The 17,101-nt window shown below is 53.7% G+C and carries 18 protein-coding genes and 1 pseudogene; 4 read left to right on the top strand and 15 right to left on the bottom strand.

Going from position 1 to position 17,101, the window contains the following annotated elements:
• Positions 1 to 132 precede the first annotated feature (132 nt).
• From DXX3274_RS14710 to DXX3274_RS14700, 3 genes are all read left to right on the top strand, one after another.
• Entirely contained in the window at positions 133 to 1,077 is a 945-nt protein-coding gene (locus DXX3274_RS14710; protein ID WP_042860425.1) for an ArdC family protein, read from the top strand.
• 320 nt (positions 1,078 to 1,397) lie between these two features.
• Positions 1,398 to 1,634, top strand: coding sequence for a type II toxin-antitoxin system CcdA family antitoxin (locus DXX3274_RS14705; RefSeq protein ID WP_042860424.1), 237 nt, complete (start codon positions 1,398 to 1,400; stop codon positions 1,632 to 1,634).
• Positions 1,635 to 1,636: 2 nt separating this feature from the next.
• The gene (locus DXX3274_RS14700; protein ID WP_042860423.1) at positions 1,637 to 1,951 is read left to right on the top strand and encodes a CcdB family protein; all 315 of its coding nucleotides are present in this window, start codon (positions 1,637 to 1,639) and stop codon (positions 1,949 to 1,951) included.
• Positions 1,952 to 2,051: 100 nt separating this feature from the next.
• On the opposite strand, the pseudogene DXX3274_RS24290 reads toward DXX3274_RS14700, so the two are convergent.
• Positions 2,052 to 2,195: pseudogene (locus DXX3274_RS24290) on the bottom strand (mobilization protein mobC); the annotation flags it as partial.
• Positions 2,196 to 2,443: 248 nt separating this feature from the next.
• On the opposite strand from DXX3274_RS24290, the gene DXX3274_RS14695 reads away from it, so the two are divergent.
• On the top strand, positions 2,444 to 3,202 hold the full coding sequence (locus tag DXX3274_RS14695) for a hypothetical protein (RefSeq protein ID WP_042860422.1): 759 nt from the start codon (positions 2,444 to 2,446) through the stop codon (positions 3,200 to 3,202).
• Positions 3,203 to 3,339: 137 nt separating this feature from the next.
• On the opposite strand, the gene mobC is transcribed toward DXX3274_RS14695, so the two are convergent.
• The 14 genes from mobC to DXX3274_RS14625 form a co-directional block, all read right to left on the bottom strand.
• Positions 3,340 to 4,086, bottom strand: a complete 747-nt coding sequence (gene mobC, locus DXX3274_RS14690; RefSeq protein WP_042860421.1) for a MobC family replication-relaxation protein — start codon at positions 4,084 to 4,086, stop codon at positions 3,340 to 3,342.
• Between the two features lie 8 nt (positions 4,087 to 4,094).
• A complete protein-coding gene (locus DXX3274_RS14685) occupies positions 4,095 to 5,858 on the bottom strand; it encodes a type IV secretory system conjugative DNA transfer family protein (RefSeq protein ID WP_084478794.1) in 1,764 nt (587 codons plus the stop codon).
• A 695-nt stretch (positions 5,859 to 6,553) separates the two neighbouring features.
• A complete protein-coding gene (locus DXX3274_RS14680; protein WP_042860420.1) occupies positions 6,554 to 6,856 on the bottom strand; it encodes a TrbM/KikA/MpfK family conjugal transfer protein in 303 nt (100 codons plus the stop codon).
• A 40-nt stretch (positions 6,857 to 6,896) separates the two neighbouring features.
• Positions 6,897 to 7,913 (bottom strand): P-type DNA transfer ATPase VirB11, encoded by a 1,017-nt coding sequence (gene virB11, locus DXX3274_RS14675; protein WP_042860419.1) that lies wholly within the window; start codon positions 7,911 to 7,913, stop codon positions 6,897 to 6,899.
• Positions 7,903 to 9,111, bottom strand: coding sequence for a VirB10/TraB/TrbI family type IV secretion system protein (gene virB10 / locus DXX3274_RS14670; protein ID WP_042860418.1), 1,209 nt, complete (start codon positions 9,109 to 9,111; stop codon positions 7,903 to 7,905). Before virB10 ends, virB11 begins: the two co-directional genes overlap by 11 nt.
• Positions 9,108 to 10,001 (bottom strand): P-type conjugative transfer protein VirB9, encoded by an 894-nt coding sequence (virB9, locus tag DXX3274_RS14665; protein ID WP_193747036.1) that lies wholly within the window; start codon positions 9,999 to 10,001, stop codon positions 9,108 to 9,110. Before virB9 ends, virB10 begins: the two co-directional genes overlap by 4 nt.
• Positions 9,998 to 10,681, bottom strand: coding sequence for a virB8 family protein (locus tag DXX3274_RS14660; RefSeq protein WP_042860416.1), 684 nt, complete (start codon positions 10,679 to 10,681; stop codon positions 9,998 to 10,000). Before DXX3274_RS14660 ends, virB9 begins: the two co-directional genes overlap by 4 nt.
• A gap of 220 nt (positions 10,682 to 10,901) precedes the next feature.
• Complete coding sequence (locus tag DXX3274_RS14655; protein ID WP_042860415.1) at positions 10,902 to 11,930, bottom strand: type IV secretion system protein; 1,029 nt, start codon at positions 11,928 to 11,930, stop codon at positions 10,902 to 10,904.
• A 75-nt stretch (positions 11,931 to 12,005) separates the two neighbouring features.
• Positions 12,006 to 12,281: an EexN family lipoprotein gene (locus DXX3274_RS14650; RefSeq protein ID WP_042860414.1), complete on the bottom strand. Its 276-nt coding sequence runs from the start codon at positions 12,279 to 12,281 to the stop codon at positions 12,006 to 12,008.
• 10 nt (positions 12,282 to 12,291) lie between these two features.
• Positions 12,292 to 13,011, bottom strand: a complete 720-nt coding sequence (locus DXX3274_RS14645) for a type IV secretion system protein (protein WP_042860413.1) — start codon at positions 13,009 to 13,011, stop codon at positions 12,292 to 12,294.
• Between the two features lie 24 nt (positions 13,012 to 13,035).
• Positions 13,036 to 15,783 (bottom strand): VirB3 family type IV secretion system protein, encoded by a 2,748-nt coding sequence (locus DXX3274_RS14640; RefSeq protein WP_042860412.1) that lies wholly within the window; start codon positions 15,781 to 15,783, stop codon positions 13,036 to 13,038.
• Between the two features lie 10 nt (positions 15,784 to 15,793).
• Positions 15,794 to 16,069 (bottom strand): TrbC/VirB2 family protein, encoded by a 276-nt coding sequence (locus tag DXX3274_RS14635; RefSeq protein ID WP_035044784.1) that lies wholly within the window; start codon positions 16,067 to 16,069, stop codon positions 15,794 to 15,796.
• Between the two features lie 19 nt (positions 16,070 to 16,088).
• Entirely contained in the window at positions 16,089 to 16,736 is a 648-nt protein-coding gene (locus DXX3274_RS14630) for a lytic transglycosylase domain-containing protein (protein ID WP_042862138.1), read from the bottom strand.
• A 69-nt stretch (positions 16,737 to 16,805) separates the two neighbouring features.
• Positions 16,806 to 17,039, bottom strand: a complete 234-nt coding sequence (locus DXX3274_RS14625; RefSeq protein WP_042860410.1) for a hypothetical protein — start codon at positions 17,037 to 17,039, stop codon at positions 16,806 to 16,808.
• Positions 17,040 to 17,101 lie beyond the last annotated feature (62 nt).

Genomic DNA, 17,101 nt, shown 5'->3' with positions numbered 1-17,101 from the left:
TTTCCCAACACAACCCGTCCCGCAAGGGTAAATGGCACGCATTCTGCGCCCTTGCGTGCCGGAACGATGCCGGGAAAGCGAACCGTCAGGCGATACGAAGACGAAATTCACACTACTGACGGAGAAAAAATCATGACGATTTCCCTGCATACCCAGACTAGCACCCCTAACACCGCAGCGGCGACCAGCGTATCCCCGCTGGAGCAGTCAGGCTCCTCAAAAACGAAATTTTCCAAAACCAAAACCGATATTTACCAGACCGTCACCGACAGCATCATCGCCGCGCTGGAAGCGGGTGTGAAGCCCTGGACGTGCCCGTGGCAGCGAGTGCCGGGCATGTCCGGTTTACCTTCCAACTTCGCAACCGGCATCGCGTATAGCGGAATGAATATCATGCTGTTGTGGTGCAGTGCGTCAGAACAGAGCTTCGGTGATTCACGCTGGATGACCTACAAACAGGCACAGGCAGTAGGTGGGCACGTTCGCAAAGGCGAGCACGGCACGACAGCCATTTTCTATACAACCTTAGAGAAAGAGAACGAAGACGGTGAAATCGACCAGATCCCGATGCTGAAAACCTTCAACGTGTTCAATGTTGAACAAATTGATGGCCTTCCGCTGACAACTGAGGTTGTTAGCCCCGCTGAGATGTTCGAGCCGTTACCGCAGGCTGAAAACCTGCTGCGCCGCAGTGGTGCCCGCGTCGTAGAGAAAGGTCAAAATGCCTTTTTCAAGCCGTCCACGGATGAAATCTGGCTACCGGAACGCCACCTTTTTTCCGATGCTGCTAATTTCTACGCCACCGGCCTGCATGAGCTGGTTCACTGGAGCGGAGCAAGAGCGCGTCTTAACCGTGAAATGAAAGGGAAGTTTGGCAGTGAGGGGTACGCGTTTGAAGAGTTGATCGCCGAGCTGGGAAGCGCATTCCTGATGGCGGATCTGGGGATCGTCGGAGAGGTTCAGCATGAAAGCTATATCGCTTCCTGGCTGAAAGCGTTGAAGAACGACAAGCGCTATATTTTCAAAGCGGCTAGTGCAGCATCAAAAGCGCATCGCTATCTGATGGATAAGGCTTGAGTTGAAGCCCAAGACGCCGCAAAGGAAGGCGGCGTTAACCTGATATCTGGGCAGCCAGCGTGACGGCGTTTTTAATTTCCCTGAGAATATTCTGGGCATTGAATGCCCGGAATATTCTCAGGCTGCGGGTGCGGGCGGCAAAGAGCCCGCGCATCCCGCAAATGGCATTTTTACACCGGTGATTGCTGTAAACGACGACTCAGGTATGACGATTGACGGTGACGTTTGCAGAACTACAACGGTAGCCGGGCCTGTTTTTGGTGTTATGATAAGTGTATTGTGCCGTGTAATACGCACGTATCTCATATAGGAAGGAAATCATGACAGCGAAACAACGCAACACGCAGAGCGTGACCATGGCGGTAGAGCGTGCCTTACTGGTCCGGGCGCGTGAAGCGGGGATTAACCTGAGTGCTACTCTGTCAACCGCCCTGGATGCGGAGCTTCGCCGTCATGAAGCGAAAAAATGGCAGGAAGAGAACAGGGAGGCTATCGACGCATTAAATCGTTTTCATGATGAAAACGGCTGTTTCAGTGATGAATACAGGACGTTTTAACCATGCAATTCACCGTATACGGTAATACCGGGAAAAGCACCATTTACCCGCTGTTACTCGATGTCACGAGCGATATTATTGGGCAGTTGAATCGTCGGATAGTGATCCCATTACTCCCGGTTGAAAAGTACCCGGCAGGCCGCCGACCGGAGCGCCTTGTCCCCGTCGTCAGGCTGACGGACGGCAAAGAATACGCCGTAATGACGCACGAGCTGGCAAGTATCCCTGTGCAGGCCCTGGGGGCTGTGTTTTGTGATGCGTCGCAGTACCGTTCTCAGGTAAAGGCGGCAATAGACTTCCTCATCGACGGCATTTAATCGTGGCTGTCGGGAGCCTGCTCCAGTTCGTCTATTGTGCGGAACAGAAACATCTATTGTGCGGAACAGAAACATCTATTGTGCGGAACAGAAACATCTCTCAGTTTTTGGCGTCAAACGGAACCGGAATACCGTTTCTTGCCACTGTTCTGATACTGTCAAACAGCCTAACCAGACCGTTGCTGTTAGCACCCAGAAAATTAGCCCACCATTGCAGCATCAGACGGCGATGTTCAAGGTGCTTGGTGACTTTACTCCCTGTCCGCTAAGCAGACATTGTTTGCGCGGCGCTTTCTTGGCTTACAGGGTGCAGATTATCGACACTACGTACTGAACAATCCTCTCTACAGGCTGGTAAACACTTTAAATATCCATTGGTCGTAGTTAGCTTTGGGAGATTTTTGTCTTTGTAGTTAGCCGCTGGGATAATCATTTACACGTTATAAACCAGAAGATAAAGTCATCCACTTCAAAACCATACTGGATGATGCTGTGAAGATTGAAATCGATACACTTTCAAACTATCTCGAAGCAACCCTTGAAAATCTTGTTCATCATGCGAAAGAAGAACCCGACCTGATGGGGATGATCCATGAGATGGACAGGATTTTTCATCAAGAGATTTTCGCCCACGAATATGACGCAAACGCAGCAACCATGCTGCTGGCGATGAACTCGTATATGATGCTTTCAAATGCAGTTTTTCAGGCACTATCTGGTCACCAGGTCGCAGTGCTTCCAGTAGCCCGTGCTGCTCTGGAGTCAGCTTGTTATGCCTATCTAATATCATCCGATAACAAGATGGGTGAAATCTGGTTTAATAGAGATAAATCCAAAACCGCAACTGACAACTGCCGTAAGGCATTTACTATCGGAGCGACAGTAGCCAAATTAAAGCACATCTCGCCAGATATGTCTGACTACCTGAAAAAACTCTACGACTTGTCTATTGAGTATGGTGCACATCCAAACATCAAAGCCATATCTCACCATCTGCATAATAGAGGTTTGGTGGATGATAAGTTTCACTCTTTTTCGCACATCGGTGTTTATGGCGAAAACAGTTATCAGGTAAACGGCGCCTTATTGCTCTGTGTTGATGTTGGGCAGGCTATTGCATTTCTGCTTTGTGCATCGGCTAAAGACCACCCTTTTATTAATGAACGAAAGGAGGTTTTTCATAACTGGATGGATGAAAAGAATCAAATCATAGATGGGATTTCAGCCGAGCTTGATAAAAATATGTCATAGCAACCGTAGGGAGTGTGGCCAGTTCCCATTAATTAATGCTCCTCAATGTTAGTCATGCGTTACAAGTGTTAGAACAACCGCCAACATCCACTCCTCGCTCTTAGCCGACCATGAGATTTGGCAACGCCAGATCCAGCTTATGAATATTGCCTCGGCTCCAGTTGTCGCAGCTCGTCGAGAGTATAGATACGAAAAACATTCCGATGACGTGCTTCGAGTGGTATGTGCTGATGGTTGATGATGACGTGTTTGATGCTGCCAAACAGCAGTTCAAGTGCCCGTTTTTTCTGTAGGTCCGGTACGATGTAAAAGACGTAAATCCAGTGCTTTTGTGTCCGGGCCAGCAAATGGCTGGCGATGATTGACTGGTAGCGGGCTTTGGTCTTCAGGCGGCGCTCGGTTTCTACCGCGATGACTTGTCCATCAGGCAGGGTGATGAGTCCATCAGGGCGGTGTTTGACCTGATATTGGCTGAGGAAGGTTGAACGATCACCGTTTATCCAGCCGGTAGCGCCTTTTTTCTCCAGAATAAGGCGGGCTGCCTGATTATCCATATGGTGCTCTAACGTCCAGCCGGTGAGTCTGGACGGTTCAAACCGTGCCGGGAAAATATCGTCATTGGGTTTTACTACCACCGCTAACCCGTCACTGGTGATCCCCCACAAAGAGATTTTCCCCGTGCGGGTATCAAATTCATGTTTTTGTACCCATCCCATTTTGATGACTTTGGCAAGCAACAGATAAAGTGGTTTGTGATTTTTAAAATCAAAAAGCAGCATCAGTGTTTTAAAGTCACTGTAGGTTTCTTCTTTCAGGAAATTCAGCAGTATCTTTATTTTCTCGTTATTACGCCTGTGGCGATCACGGTATGTTGATATCAACATGGCGTCTCCTAAAAATCGATCTGAGGCACGTTGTCTTCTTCGCTGAAATCCAGCGCCCGTTTTACCGGTGCCGCTGATGCAGCGATATCAGGCGAAACGGTGAACGTTTCCAGTTCACGTTTTTGCACCTTGATGGGGGAAATCAGCGAGGCGGAGGGAAGTGTTTTCGTGGTGAAGATAAAACTGACGAAATCAGGCAGGTTGAGGATCATATTGCCGTCAATAAAGAAACGCTCCGCCTGCCTGATGGCGCGTTCACTGTCGATGGTTTCCGTCAGAACAGCATCGGTTTTCGCCTTGCGGATTTCATCATCCACTAAGATGGTGCCGGACATTCTTGCCACCCATTCCGCTGTATCCGGGTCCATAACGCGGTAAACCAACTTGAATTTAGCATTTTCAACGATGGCCCCGACAACGGCGTCGCCGTTTAAATCCGCCGGGCAGTCTTTTAAATCGGCCACGGACTGGTGGGCCATAATAATATGCACGCCTTTATCCCGTGCAGCGCCCAATCCTTCCAGCGCCGGTTTGGATAAATGGTATTTCAGCTCATCAAGAAAAATAGCCACAGGGCGCGGCGCGGCGTGTATCCGGTCGCGCCGCTCCGCTAACTGATAAAGGCGAACCAGCAACATGCGTTGTGCGGTAATTATCTTGCTGTTGCGCATTGAGCCGATGACATAACAGCAGCCACCTTCATCAAAAACTGATTGGAGTGAAAACCCTGTCGGCGCATTGATGGCATTGAGTAACGCCAGCTCTTCAAGCTTGCCGAAAAACGCGTTGATCTTTTCAGCAATACTCTGAACATACTCGCTGTTATAAATATTACGGATAGTCGAAGAAGGGCTGTTGCTGACAAATTGCGCCGCTATACGTGCCGCTTTTCTGTCGCCGATACGGTAAAAGTCAGATTCCTGGCCTTTCTCCGCCAGACTAAATCCGGCGACAAAAAGCTCTTCCAGTTCATCGGCGGTAATCGCTTCAATCAGGTTTAGCTGGTAATGCGGTTTTCGCAGGTCAATTAAGGCAAACGGTTTGCCTGCATCCTCACAGGCTTTGCGGTAAAGGTGTGGGGCCCATTCATCGTCTTTTGGGTCCATAATAAATACCCCTTCACCCGCCAGGATGCTTTGATAAAGCAATATCCCGGCAGCCACCCCTTTTCCAGCCCCGGTGGTGCCGATAATATCCGCGTGCTGTTTTTGCCAGTCGTTTAACGGGAGATACATCGGTTGCGTATCCCGGTCCATGCCGAGAAAAATACCGTTATTCAGATCAATATAATCCAGCGGGTCATAATGCAGCGTTTCCGGCAGTAGGGATTTTACCGTGCGCACATCGGTGCGTAATTCCCGCTCAAGGGTGGTTTTTTTAACCAGGCGTTTCTTTATTTTATCCAGTTCAGGGGTTAATGCCCGACGCAGAATAATATGGAAGATAATCCCTGTTGCCGTGAGGATAATCAGTATCGGCCAGGTTGCCAGCGAATACCGGGTGGCTATTCTGGTCTGATAGACCCACTGAAAGAACCTGATGATCACCGGAGCCATGGTGCCAAACAGAAAACACAGCAGGGAAAAAGCGATAATTCCCTTTTTCCAGAACGGGGCTGATTGTCGTTCGTCGCTTTTCATTGATGCGAAAAACGGTAACGTCAGCCCCGATAATAACGCCAGCATCAGTTGATGCTGTTGCGTAAACATAAGCAGTGCCAGCATTCCGTTCACTATCGGTGATAGTGAAACGGCAAGCTTATTTAACAGCATAGTGCCTCCGGTGTCGGCTCTCGCCTCATGAGATCGCCTCATCCTTTCGCCTCAGCGTATGAGTCGATGTCATGAGGCGATCGGGTGAGGCGAATGCGGTGGCTTCTTCGCAGCCATGCGCCGGAAAGTTCACTTCCCGGCACGGAACGGCGTGCGCCAGTTCATGCGGGCTGGACGCCCTTATTGCCTGGCTCATGGGGGTAATATCGTGGCTGGACGCCACGCCAAAACCCCCAGGGTCAAAGGCGGCACACCGTCGCGCGCTACGCGCGACCACCCCCTTTGAGACGCCGTTTTTCGCCTATTTTTTCTGTTGTCCGTTCCGGCCAGCGAAAAAATGGGAAAACGCCTTCAAAGTGGGTGGTCGCGCCACGCTACCGGCTTTGGGCCGGAGACTTAGCCGCGACGGTGTGCGGGGCACGCCCCCCACAAAAACCGGCGCGTGGGCGCGCCTATTTGCTCGCTGGGGCGGCAAATTTTTTGCGGCTCCCCCCGGCCGGCAAAAGCCGCGTGGGCGCGGCTGTTTGCCGGTGAGGCGCGGTGCCTGAAATATTTTCGCGCCGGAATCCGCGAAAATATTTCTGTCCGCTGCCTCATTTTTACGGCCCGGTATTTCTTCGCGCTTTAATCCGCGAAAAATGGGCGGGCCGTAAAAACCTGAAAACCGTCACGGCTTTGCGCCCGGTTCGTTAGTATTAGCCACGAACGCGGCCATATTGACCGATAATCTGGCTGATCGCGGCCGGGTCAGCCGAATCACATTCGTTTAAAAAGGATTGCCTGGCATCGGCAGTCTGGCCGGGGAGAAAACCGTGCCGGTTCTTTTTCACAATAGAAAAGAAGGCGCGTTCAGCCGACTGACAGGTATTTCCACCGCTGTTTCCGGTGGTTTTACCGTACAGACATAAAACAGCTTCACAGGCATCAGCGGCCATTACGGCGGTGGGAAATAATACATTCATGCCGAGAAGAAAGGCGGTGAGTATGACGGTTTTCATATCGAATACCTTTACTGGGTGGCCGGGGGAAATGGTTCGTCTATCTGAATATTTCCTTCATGTGATGAAGGTGTACCGGTTTAAAATAAATATCGCTCATCCGGCGGACGTCGCCATGAATATCAATACTGACGATCACATCAATGCTTTTTAGCACCTTGCGTAACAGCACATCGAACGGGATATTGTTGCAGTCCGGGTTTTCATAGCAGCGGTCGATGAGTCCCTCAATACACTCTTCCGGGCTGCCCGCGTGCAGGGAGGTGATAAGCCCTTCATGACCCGAGCCGATAATTTTCAGTGCATCCCAGGCTTCCCGCCCGCGAATTTCCGCCAGCAGAATTCTGTCTGGGTTCATTCGATAATTCGCCCGTATCAGCCTGCCGGGGGTGACAATCGCCTCGTCGGTGGCCTCCGCCGGGTAAAACAGATGCACATAATTGGTGTGGTGGTAAAACCGGATTTCAGGGTTGTCTTCAATTGTCGTCAGCCTGAGATGCGGCGGAATATAGTGCAGCAATGTCTTCATATAGGTGGTTTTACCCGAGCCGGTTTCTCCCACAATAAAGAGCGTTTTGCCGTACTCGACGGCTTTTTCAATAAAGTGGGGGATGTCCCCGTTGTTGTAATAGCGGGTCAGTTCCTCGTCTTTGCTTTCAGCCTGCTCCTGACCGGTTACTCGGTGATAAAAGCCCGCCTCAATCCACGACTGATGCGTTTTCTGCGCATATGACGGCTTGCGCAGCGTAATGGATACGGTATTCCGTTCGCAGGCTGGGGGAATAATGGCCTGAATGCGTTCGCCGGACTCCAGCGTGGCGGACAGAATCGGCGACGTGTCATCAATATTATCGTCATGCCATGAGGCCAGCGCGTTGGCAAAGGCATGGCACTGACGCAAGGTGACCGGCGATTCATGCCTCTGCCAGTGCCCCTGTATTTTGGTGTGGATCTCGCCGGGGCGGTTAATTGCCACCTCGGTCAGGCCATCCAGCCGGAGATAATGCCCGAAGAGCTGATGTTTCATGAAATCCAGCGACAGGTTTTCAGCGTTCATACCACCTCGTTTTTAGACGCAGTTGATAAACGGAAGAGAAATCGATATCCGTACCGGTCATGATGCCGATCACATCCCCCTGATTGAGGTACATCGTGGGCGGGATATTGATGCTGTTTTCCAGTGCCGTTTTCGCCATTTCCGAGGCGGCAGCACGCGTATTCTCGGTGTAGTCGGTATTGCGGTCTTTCCCCGGCGCTGTATTCGCCGCCGCAGCGGCGACGTCCTGTACCGTACTCAGCATTAACGCGTTGCCGAACCGCTCCCAGAAATGGGTATCGATCCTGCCGCTAATCCCAGCCTCTCCAAGCGGGCCGGTGGCCTCGGTATCGGTCAGCGGAATTTGCAGGCTGCCGGGCTCCGGTGTGCGTAACTCCGTCCAGATGACAAACATCCGGCTCCGGCCCTGTTGCAGTGCGCCGGTGCGGTAGATGCCACGGGCGACCGTGCCTGCCGGGAGCAGCTTCACATGATGACTGGCGCTGTAGACATCCTCGCTGATAAGGCAGGAAATCCGCCCGCCGACATCGGAAACAAAGCGCTGCATCATCGAGCAGGGAATGTAGCTATCAACCGGCAGGTAGAGATCGGGATCGAGACCGAGCCGCCGGACGTGGGTGACTGTTACCACGCCGGGAGTGGCGTCTTTTATCTCCGGGTCAGGCGTGATAGTGGGCTTTTGCTTGTCAGTGCCGGAGGCGGTGACGTGGGAAGCCGATGCGGTATCTGACGCCTGACTTAACCCGTCGGCCAGGGCGGCGGCCTTGTTTAACGCGGGCGGTGCTGGCGGTGGCGGGGCAGCCTGCGTTTGGCGATGATCCGTTGTGGTTTCCGGTCTGTTCTGCTCGAACAGACCGAACGGATGACGGTCCATACCGAGGTTTTTACGCGCAGGCGGTATTACACCGGTCAGCGGCAACGGCTGGGTCTCTGTTGCCTTGTCATCGCTGTGTTTGACTGCGCCAAAAAAGCGATCCCCACTCCATGCCAGCAGCATCAGCACCGCCAGACTGAGCAGGCTGACCAGCAGCGTTCGGCGACTGGCAGGTTTTTTAAAGCGGGTAACGTCCGGCTGACCGGGCGGTGAGTTGTGCGCCTGTGTCTGGCTTTCTCTCGCGGCTCTGGCGCGTTCGCGGGCTTCATCTTCCCGTTCAGCCACGGTTTTTTCCGCTGTATCCGGGATGGGATGGTCTGTCATTTGGCCTCCAGCGTGACGGCGGGCGAAACGGTGTCACCAGTGCTGACGGCGACGTTGCCGAATGCGGTATTCTCAATACCGACCACGGCGCGGCCATAACGCAACACCAGATACGGCGACATGGCCCGCACGACCATCACGGTGTAGTTACCGTGTGTGGAGATTCGGGGTGTGACGGTCTGCTCCTGCTGGTTAACGACCCGAAACAGTGACGGCAGGATTTTGGTGGACGAAAAGCCGAGGGTGATAAAGCGGCCATCATCGTAGGCAAAATCCGGTGCAATCGCCGCCGAGCCCGCCGCGACCCGCTTGGTATAGCGCCAGTTTCGCGATGTGGTGGCCTGCTCGAAAGCTGCCGCAATCTGTTGCTTTTCCTGTGCCTCACGCAGGCGTTGCAGGTGGGCGGCATCGGCGGCCGCTGATTGCCTGCGCGCCTCATCGGGATAGTGAAAACGGATAATGAAGGCCTGCGAGGGCGAGTCGTTATCCAGCACGTTAAGCTCCAGGCTGTAATCGCGTTTGGATGTCACCACCAACAGGTTGGTTTTCCACTCTTTGGCGGTCGGCAGAAACACCTTGTTGACGTTATTGCCGTTGTCCTCCGTTACCGGCTGGATGACAGGGTTGGGGCTGACGTCCACCCGGTTATCGCTTTTGGTCACTCGCCAGCCTTTGGGAAAACCGGTCTGGGCGTCGAGCACCGCTTCATCGTCATCGAACAGGATCGTGGTGAGGTAGCCGGGGCGGGTGTTGACGACGGTGGCATTTTGGCTGTCATAGGTGACATGCTGGATGCGGCTGTCATACGTGCTGCCGCGTGGTATCGCGGCCCCCCAGACGGCGCACGACGCCAGCATAAGCCCTATCAATACGGTGTTTTTCAGCATCATTCCCCCCTCAGTTCTTTATCGCGCTGGTAGCTGGTGACGATGAACCCCAGCGGGTTCACTTCTCGCTGGCTGTCCGTCAATTGCTTGCGGGGGAGGTAGCGGTAGGTCAGGCGGATGTTCCAGATATCCGTTTTGATCGTGTTATCCGCAATGCGACGGATTGTGCGTTTAACTCGCAAGGTTGCCAGATGGTCAGGGGCGGTGGCGGGGGCGTGGATGTTGGAAATAATCTCGACAGACACGACGTATTCCGCTTTATTGAAAATGACGTCGGGGGCCTGATTGCCGTTAAACTCGTCAAGGTAATCCCGGTTCACGCTGTCGCTGTTGAAGAGCTGCACGTCGTCATAATCGCGCTGAAGCGCAAAATAGTTATAGCCTTCGCGTAGCCGGATATACTGGGCGGATAACGCATGGGCCAGCGCTGCTTCGGTCGCGATATCCCTCTCCTTAAGCCGGGTCATATATTCATAGCGCCCGGTCTGTTTATCCACCGACCATAATTCGATGTCGGTGGTTTTCAGCGGCAGCAGAATAATCAGCGCGGTTATCGCCATCGCCGCCAGCGCAAACCCGGTTGCCGCCATTCGCCACGCGCGCTTTTTTTCCCGTTCATCCTTTTCCAGCAGAACCGCTTCAAAGGTGCGGGATGACGCAATGAGGTTTTCTGTTTCAGACATGTGTTGTCAGCTCCTGAATAATCGCGGGGGAATTGACCGGTTGAGGATCGCCGGATACCGGCGGAAGATCGTGTTGATGCCCTGCGCAGCCCGTGAGGATGCACAGCATCAGAAAGACAATGCTGGATTTCATGGAAAGCCCTTGTTAACGGATACAGACATGCCGTACCGACGGCGATTGCCACGGCACCCTGTGACGAGTTGGGGAGTGAGAAAGAAATTAGCGAGGGCGCAGTTGGTTAAGGCGCTTCATACTCTCAATGGCGGCGGCGCGCTTTTGCCATGCGGAGATGGCGTTGCCGGTGCCTGTGGCGACAAGTGTCCCGGCGGCATGGCTTCCTTTGGCGGCCAGCCGGGCCGCCGCCGCCCCGGTTTTCATCGCCGGTTTTGCTGCTTCAGATGACGTGCTCGCCAGACCGCGTAAGCCGCTCATGGCCGCACCCTGCAAGGCGGCCTGAACGGCGATACCGCTCAGTGCGTTGGCTATCTTTGCGGAAAACCAGACGACGGCACCAGATGCAATTCCGGCCAGTAAACATTGTGCTGCCAATGTCACCATGTTGCTTTCGGCGGATGTTGTTGTTGCGGCATCCAGTATTTTATTCAGGTAGTTGATGACTATTCGGATAGATAAGGCGGAAAACATTATCGTCAATATCGCCGTAAAAATAGTTTTCAACCAGTTATCAAACATCGGTTTGAGAAAACCGTAGAGCAGGCAGAAAATAAATATTGGGGAGGTTGTTGTCATTAGCAGTATGGCGATTTCGGCCAGCAGGTTTACAAACGTCGCGGCCAGTAAAAGAACGATGACACCGCCCCAGACCAATACTTCGGCCAATCCGCCATTCAGTTTGACGTAGGTTGACGTATCCAGGTTAAACAGCATTTGTCCCAGTGTCTGTGCCTTTGCCCACACGGTATCAAGTAGCGCCCAGATATTATCATTACCGCTAATACCATCTTTAATTCCTTCAATAGCTGCAATACTGATATCCAGCCAGCCATCGAGGTTTAACACGAAAGTAGTAATCAGCAACATGCGACCCACATCCCAGACAACATCTTCAACAGGCGTCTGGAGTTTGCCGCCAAGCGTCTGATAACCACGATACAGAATAAATAACGTGAAGGAATTGACAATAATAACGCTAATCATGGTGCCGTATGTAGACGACTGACCCGCTAATACGGCGTTGAGCCCATCCATGATGTTTTTGTCCATACCAACGAAAATACCACCAGACATGGTGCCTCTCTTGAAACAGGAACAGACAGAAAATAAGAAAACAGGGAATCATCCCTGTTTTCGTGGGTGGGGATATTACTCTGTGACGGCTTTTCTCTTTTGGGCTTCCTGCTGGAACAATGTCTCGAATTTTTCCTTGATACCTGGTTTTCCTGTCTGGGCAAACATCAATGCTGCCCGGTGGGCGAACTCGCAATTATCACTTGCCTCACCATCCTTGAGGCATCGCGTATAGACTTGATATGTTTCATCAGGATGCTCTTTGTACCAGGCTTCGGATCGTGTCTCTTTACAGCCGGATAGCGTAGTAATGGCTGAAATGACACATAAGATTAATACGGGTTTTAACATGCGAACCTCCCTATATATTGTTCAGATCGGCAACGGGGGCAGTTAATTGCTGTTGCTCAAAGGCTTTCTGCTTTTGCTGCTCCAGCAGTGTTGCCCGCTGCTCCGTCTGCCGGACAGACATCTCCCACTGGCTGGTCAGGGCGTTCAGTTGCACGCTTTTGGCCGCAACGGCATTCGCCAGGTCCTGTGACTCTTTCGAGTCTTTGGCATTGGCGATGCGATCAGACAGGTCTGCGATGTCGTTCAACGTGCCCGTCATCCTGTCCTGAACCTCGCGGGTATTCTCAATCGCCAGTGCCTGATTGAGTAACAGCTGTTTGCAACTGTCCTGATAACGCAGGGATGAGCGGGACGGGTTACAGCTATCAAACGATTGGTATTTTTTATATAACCCCTGAAGCGCGGAAGAATAGGAACCGTCTGGATTGGTCAGCAGGTCATCCAGTGAAATACCGTTCTTGCGAAGCGCGTCGATATCGTCTTTCAGGCTTTTCGCCTCGCGGAGAAACCCCTGAATATCCCGTATCCCGGTGGCAGTCGCCAATTGCTGTTTATAGGCATCCAGCTCGTCTTTATAGTGGGTAACAGTTTCCTGCCATTGTTTGAGTTTTTGCATCCATTGATTAATCGACTCGGCATTGTTGACGGCATCAAACACCGGGATACCGGCGCTTATCGCCGGTGCGGACAGCCATAGCAAGAGCGCCAGAAAGAGAGTGCGGGTTTGCATGGTGATTTACCTCCGAAGTGAATCTCAGATGGCCTGTTCAAGGAAGACTGCTTTCCAGTCCTGAGGGGACATCCCTTCCTGATAAAGCGCATCAAACCGTTTCAGGTTGTCTTCGCTCCCGCTCAAAAGTGTGGTGAGGTTGCCGAGGCCCGATAAATCCATTCTTGCCAGGGCGACAAAAGGCCGGGTTTCACCGGCGCGCAGCGGTGTTTTCACGATGACCATATAATGCTCGCCTGGGTCCAGACGACGGACGGTGTCATACACGCTGTCGGGGATGTTCATTTTCTCCACGTAATCCGCCCGGCTGGCTTTGGGATTGGCGAGAAAGAGTTGCGTGCTGCACTGCTCAATAATCGCCGGGGCGATGGGATGCCTGACAATTTCATCGGGGGACTGGGTGGCGGGGATAAAAATGCCGTTCAGTTTGCGGATCACCTTAAGCATATTGAGGGAGAATTTAGAAAACTCGACATCCGCCAGCCATTTCCAGAATTCATCCATGAACATCACCAACCGGCGACCGTCCAGCAGGCTGGTGACGCGGAACAGCAGGTAAAAGGTGATCGGGCCGCGTATGTCGTCGTCATCCAGAAATTCGGTTCCATCAATGCCGATGTTATCGCTCTCGCCGATGTTAAAGCTGTCCTCCGCGTTATCGAAAATCCAGCCGAATTCGCCGCCCTGCGCCCACTGTTTCAGACGGATGCGCAGCCCGTTGGTTCTGGCCTCGCGGGTCGGCGGCTCGGGCAACACCTCCAGCAGCCGGGTTATACCGTAACGGCGCAATTCCGGCGGGTAGTCCTGCATCAGGGTATCCACGGCGGCGCTGATGCGCGCTTCATCGCGTGGGTCAAGCGGTTTGCCGTTGCGACGGCACAACATGCGGACCAATTGCTTGATAAAGCTGAGGTTACGTCGGGTTGGCGTCAGTGAAAACGGATTGAACCCGGCAGGCGTACCGGTGCGGATGCGAAAGTAACGCCCGCCCATCTGGCGGATCGACATCTCGGCGGCGCGGTCTTTATCGAAGTAAACGGTGGTCAGCCGTTTACCGGGGGCCGCAGCGGAAAATGTCGCCGGGTGGCGGTACTTCTGCATCAGGTGTTGCATCATCGTCATCAGCAGGGTCTTCCCTGAGCCGGTTTTGCCGATGATGGCGGTATTCCCCGGCGTTTTTTCGTTGAAATCATCCCGCCCGACCTGGCTGTCGTGCAGGTTCAGGTAATAACCTCCGCCGCCAGGCGATGTCAGAATGGCGATGGCGTCGCCCCACGGGTTGCCGCTGCGCTTGTGAGGGTGAAAGTTATGCAGGCTGCCCAGATCCGCGTAATTCTGGCTGCTGACGACCACCAGCCGGGGGCGAAAGGTATACATGCCGGGCAGTTGAGCCAGATACGCAGCAGGCAACGACAGCGTGGACAGCGAGGTCATGATACCGAGGTCGGTAAACGGCTGGGTCAGCGCGTGGGTCTCCCTGACCACCTGATCGGCACTGGCCGAGGACACCAGCAGGGAAAAATGGTATTTGCCGCAGGATACATGCCCGGACTGGAGCAGGTCGCGCAAGACAACCAGCTCTTCACGCTGTGACAGGGCGTCATCGTCGGTTGCATTCAGCCGTTTTTCCGCCAGCCGGATATGGTGTTGTGCTTCATCCCGCGCCATGCAGGTGAAAGACTGCGTCAGTACGTACTCGCTTTCGGCATACAACAGCGCATCCAGTAGGCCGGTCGCGGTCTCCGGCGAATAGTCCTTAATTTCCAGACTGCGAAAGAAACGGGAGCCGCCGACGGTCTGGCATTCGGCGGTGTCGGTGGTAAAAAATACATCCGGTGTACTGAGCGTGAGGTAAAACGGTGAGCGTGTCACCGCCACCGGCTGCCATTGGCCGGTGATCAGGCGATGGTAGAACGCCAGTTGCGAGGAGTAGACCCGTCCTTTCTCCTCATAGGTTCCCAACGGGGTTGCCATATAGCGTGACAGTGCGCTGCCGAGTGCGGCATGGTGCTCCAGCATGACCCTCAGCGCCTGATCCAGCGCCGCCTGCCTTTTTCCGGCGGGCTGTGTCTTCATGGCCTTTTTCTCCAGCGCGGAGAAGGGCGCATAACAGACGGTGAAAAACAGCCGATGCCGCCAGAGCGGCTTTGCGTTGAGTGCCCGGTAATAGCGCGTTGTGACCTCGTCGGAAAACGGAATACCCGATGCCGCCTCAAAGGCATCCTGATAGGTTTCCCGGATACGGTGAATATAGAATGTGACCGGCAGCCCTTCATAGGCGCGGATCAGGTTGTTGAGATGGCTTGCCATCAGCGTCAGATGATGTTCATCCTCACATTCAAACAGGGTGCCGCCCAGCTCCCAAGAAGCGACGAAGTCACTGTGGCGGTTTCTGATGACGTGCGGGTGAAGGTGGGAAGAGTAGGGGATGTATTTATCCAGCGTGATGCGCGCGTTTAATTTCATCTTGTCGGTAAACTCCGAAATATCGACGGCGTCATACTGGTTTGCCAGCATCGCCGTCGCACCGAAATAGCGATTGGTGGCAAACCGGCCACGGGTTTTAAACGCCAGCCATAACAACCCGAAATGATGGATATCGGCTCGGGCCTTCGCCCGCATTTCCAGCCAGGCCGGGATCAGTAATAGCGCCAGGTAATAGCTGACATAGACCGACAGCAGGACGATGGCCCCGCTGACGAGAACGAACGGGACGAGGGGGATGCCCATGATCGCGGCGGGCCGGGTGAGCGCTTTATTCAGGGTGGTCATCGGTTTTCCTCTAGGATGCCCAGTACGCGCCAAAACCGGATGCGCCGACGATCAGGATGGCCCCGATAATGACGTTGCGCATGTCATGCAGGCTTTTACCGTCAAACAGCACCTTGTAACCCACCCACATGGTGGCCAGTGTGATGGTGACGGCGGCCAGCCCCAGCAGGCCAGTGGACGTGTTGCTCAGCGTGTCGTTGGCTTTGGTAAATCCGCTGCCTGCCGCCAGCGTCTGGCCGGACATGAAGGCGGGAAAAAAGGCCGGTAAGTGGTTACGTTTTTGCATCGTCATCTCTCCTCATGGTTCACAGGGGGGATACATCGCCGCGAAGGACGGCGTTGGGGTAGCGCAGGGTGGTCGAAACCGGGGTAGAGGGGGCGGCAAGCTCACCGCGCAGCACGGTGGCTGGATAATGAGTCTCTGACGTGGTCTGACTGGCGCGCCTACGCGCGCGGTCTTCCCGCGTTGACGGGACGGCATAGCCAATACGCTGGAGATAGCTGGTCTGGTCGACAGTGGATTCGTGCTGCTGACCAGCAGTGAAATTACCGGCGTAGTAGCAACTGAGTGCGCGTTGCAGCGTGCCACCGCGCTGATAGCAGTCGGTAAGGATGCGCTCAAAAACAGACAGGTTGGTACACGGGTCTAACAACGCCTGGGCGGTCACGCCGTAATGCTGAAAATTGGTGCTAGTGATTTGCATCAGCCCGACTGAATAGCGGCGACCTCTGGCCTCTATCCGGTTGATGATACTGACGGCCGTTTCATGGCGGGTGGGCTGATGAGAAATGACACCGGCGCTGCCGGGCATTCTCTCTTGCTTTGGCACGATTTCAGCGATGGCGTAAGGATTCAAGCCGGATTCCACCTTCGCCACATCGAACGCGGTGGATGGGTGAATGCTGGCGGCACACTGCATTGCCGCCGCCAGAAACGCTGTCGGGGAAAGCATGGTTGCCTCGGTGACGTCATTCAGGTTACAGATTGCCATCAGTCTGTCCGATGGCGGGGGAACGGTGCGTTACGGCTGGGCGTTCATCGTGCCGGGCTCGGGTGGTGTGTCGCTGTCATCCCGGGGTTCGAGAAGCACCAGCTTACCGAAGACCGCAAGGCCGGGTGTCAGGACGATATTCAATCCGGGTTTACCGTGATGGGCGAAGGCCACGCCGACCTTAGTCCAGAATGTGTTTTTTTCTCCGCGTGAGTCGGGCGGGCTTTCCTGCGTGACAAACACATGATAGGTAGGTTTTCGCATGGTATTTCCTTTAATAAAAACTCATGGTGAATTAACTTAATAGGTCACATCCCGATTCTGCA

It is taken from the genome of Dickeya sp. NCPPB 3274, from assembly GCF_000406205.1.
Taxonomy (GTDB): domain Bacteria; phylum Pseudomonadota; class Gammaproteobacteria; order Enterobacterales; family Enterobacteriaceae; genus Dickeya; species Dickeya fangzhongdai.
Note: the sequence above shows the minus strand (reverse complement) of the source record. Positions and strands in the feature narration are given on the sequence as shown.

What these genes read in the sequence shown, in the direction of transcription:
- DXX3274_RS14700 (WP_042860423.1), top strand. Translation starts at nt 1,637, where the DNA reads ATGCAATTCACCGTATACGGTAATACCGGGAAAAGCACCATTTACCCG.
- DXX3274_RS14635 (WP_035044784.1), bottom strand. Translation starts at nt 16,069, where the DNA reads ATGCAAAAACGTAACCACTTACCGGCCTTTTTTCCCGCCTTCATGTCC.
- DXX3274_RS14630 (WP_042862138.1), bottom strand. Translation starts at nt 16,736, where the DNA reads ATGCTTTCCCCGACAGCGTTTCTGGCGGCGGCAATGCAGTGTGCCGCC.
- virB11 (WP_042860419.1), bottom strand. Translation starts at nt 7,913, where the DNA reads ATGAACGCTGAAAACCTGTCGCTGGATTTCATGAAACATCAGCTCTTC.
- virB9 (WP_193747036.1), bottom strand. Translation starts at nt 10,001, where the DNA reads ATGATGCTGAAAAACACCGTATTGATAGGGCTTATGCTGGCGTCGTGC.
- DXX3274_RS14625 (WP_042860410.1), bottom strand. Translation starts at nt 17,039, where the DNA reads ATGCGAAAACCTACCTATCATGTGTTTGTCACGCAGGAAAGCCCGCCC.
- DXX3274_RS14680 (WP_042860420.1), bottom strand. Translation starts at nt 6,856, where the DNA reads ATGAAAACCGTCATACTCACCGCCTTTCTTCTCGGCATGAATGTATTA.
- DXX3274_RS14685 (WP_084478794.1), bottom strand. Translation starts at nt 5,858, where the DNA reads ATGCTGTTAAATAAGCTTGCCGTTTCACTATCACCGATAGTGAACGGA.
- DXX3274_RS14645 (WP_042860413.1), bottom strand. Translation starts at nt 13,011, where the DNA reads ATGCAAACCCGCACTCTCTTTCTGGCGCTCTTGCTATGGCTGTCCGCA.
- mobC (WP_042860421.1), bottom strand. Translation starts at nt 4,086, where the DNA reads ATGTTGATATCAACATACCGTGATCGCCACAGGCGTAATAACGAGAAA.
- DXX3274_RS14655 (WP_042860415.1), bottom strand. Translation starts at nt 11,930, where the DNA reads ATGTCTGGTGGTATTTTCGTTGGTATGGACAAAAACATCATGGATGGG.
- DXX3274_RS14650 (WP_042860414.1), bottom strand. Translation starts at nt 12,281, where the DNA reads ATGTTAAAACCCGTATTAATCTTATGTGTCATTTCAGCCATTACTACG.
- DXX3274_RS14640 (WP_042860412.1), bottom strand. Translation starts at nt 15,783, where the DNA reads ATGACCACCCTGAATAAAGCGCTCACCCGGCCCGCCGCGATCATGGGC.
- DXX3274_RS14710 (WP_042860425.1), top strand. Translation starts at nt 133, where the DNA reads ATGACGATTTCCCTGCATACCCAGACTAGCACCCCTAACACCGCAGCG.
- virB10 (WP_042860418.1), bottom strand. Translation starts at nt 9,111, where the DNA reads ATGACAGACCATCCCATCCCGGATACAGCGGAAAAAACCGTGGCTGAA.
- DXX3274_RS14705 (WP_042860424.1), top strand. Translation starts at nt 1,398, where the DNA reads ATGACAGCGAAACAACGCAACACGCAGAGCGTGACCATGGCGGTAGAG.
- DXX3274_RS14660 (WP_042860416.1), bottom strand. Translation starts at nt 10,681, where the DNA reads ATGTCTGAAACAGAAAACCTCATTGCGTCATCCCGCACCTTTGAAGCG.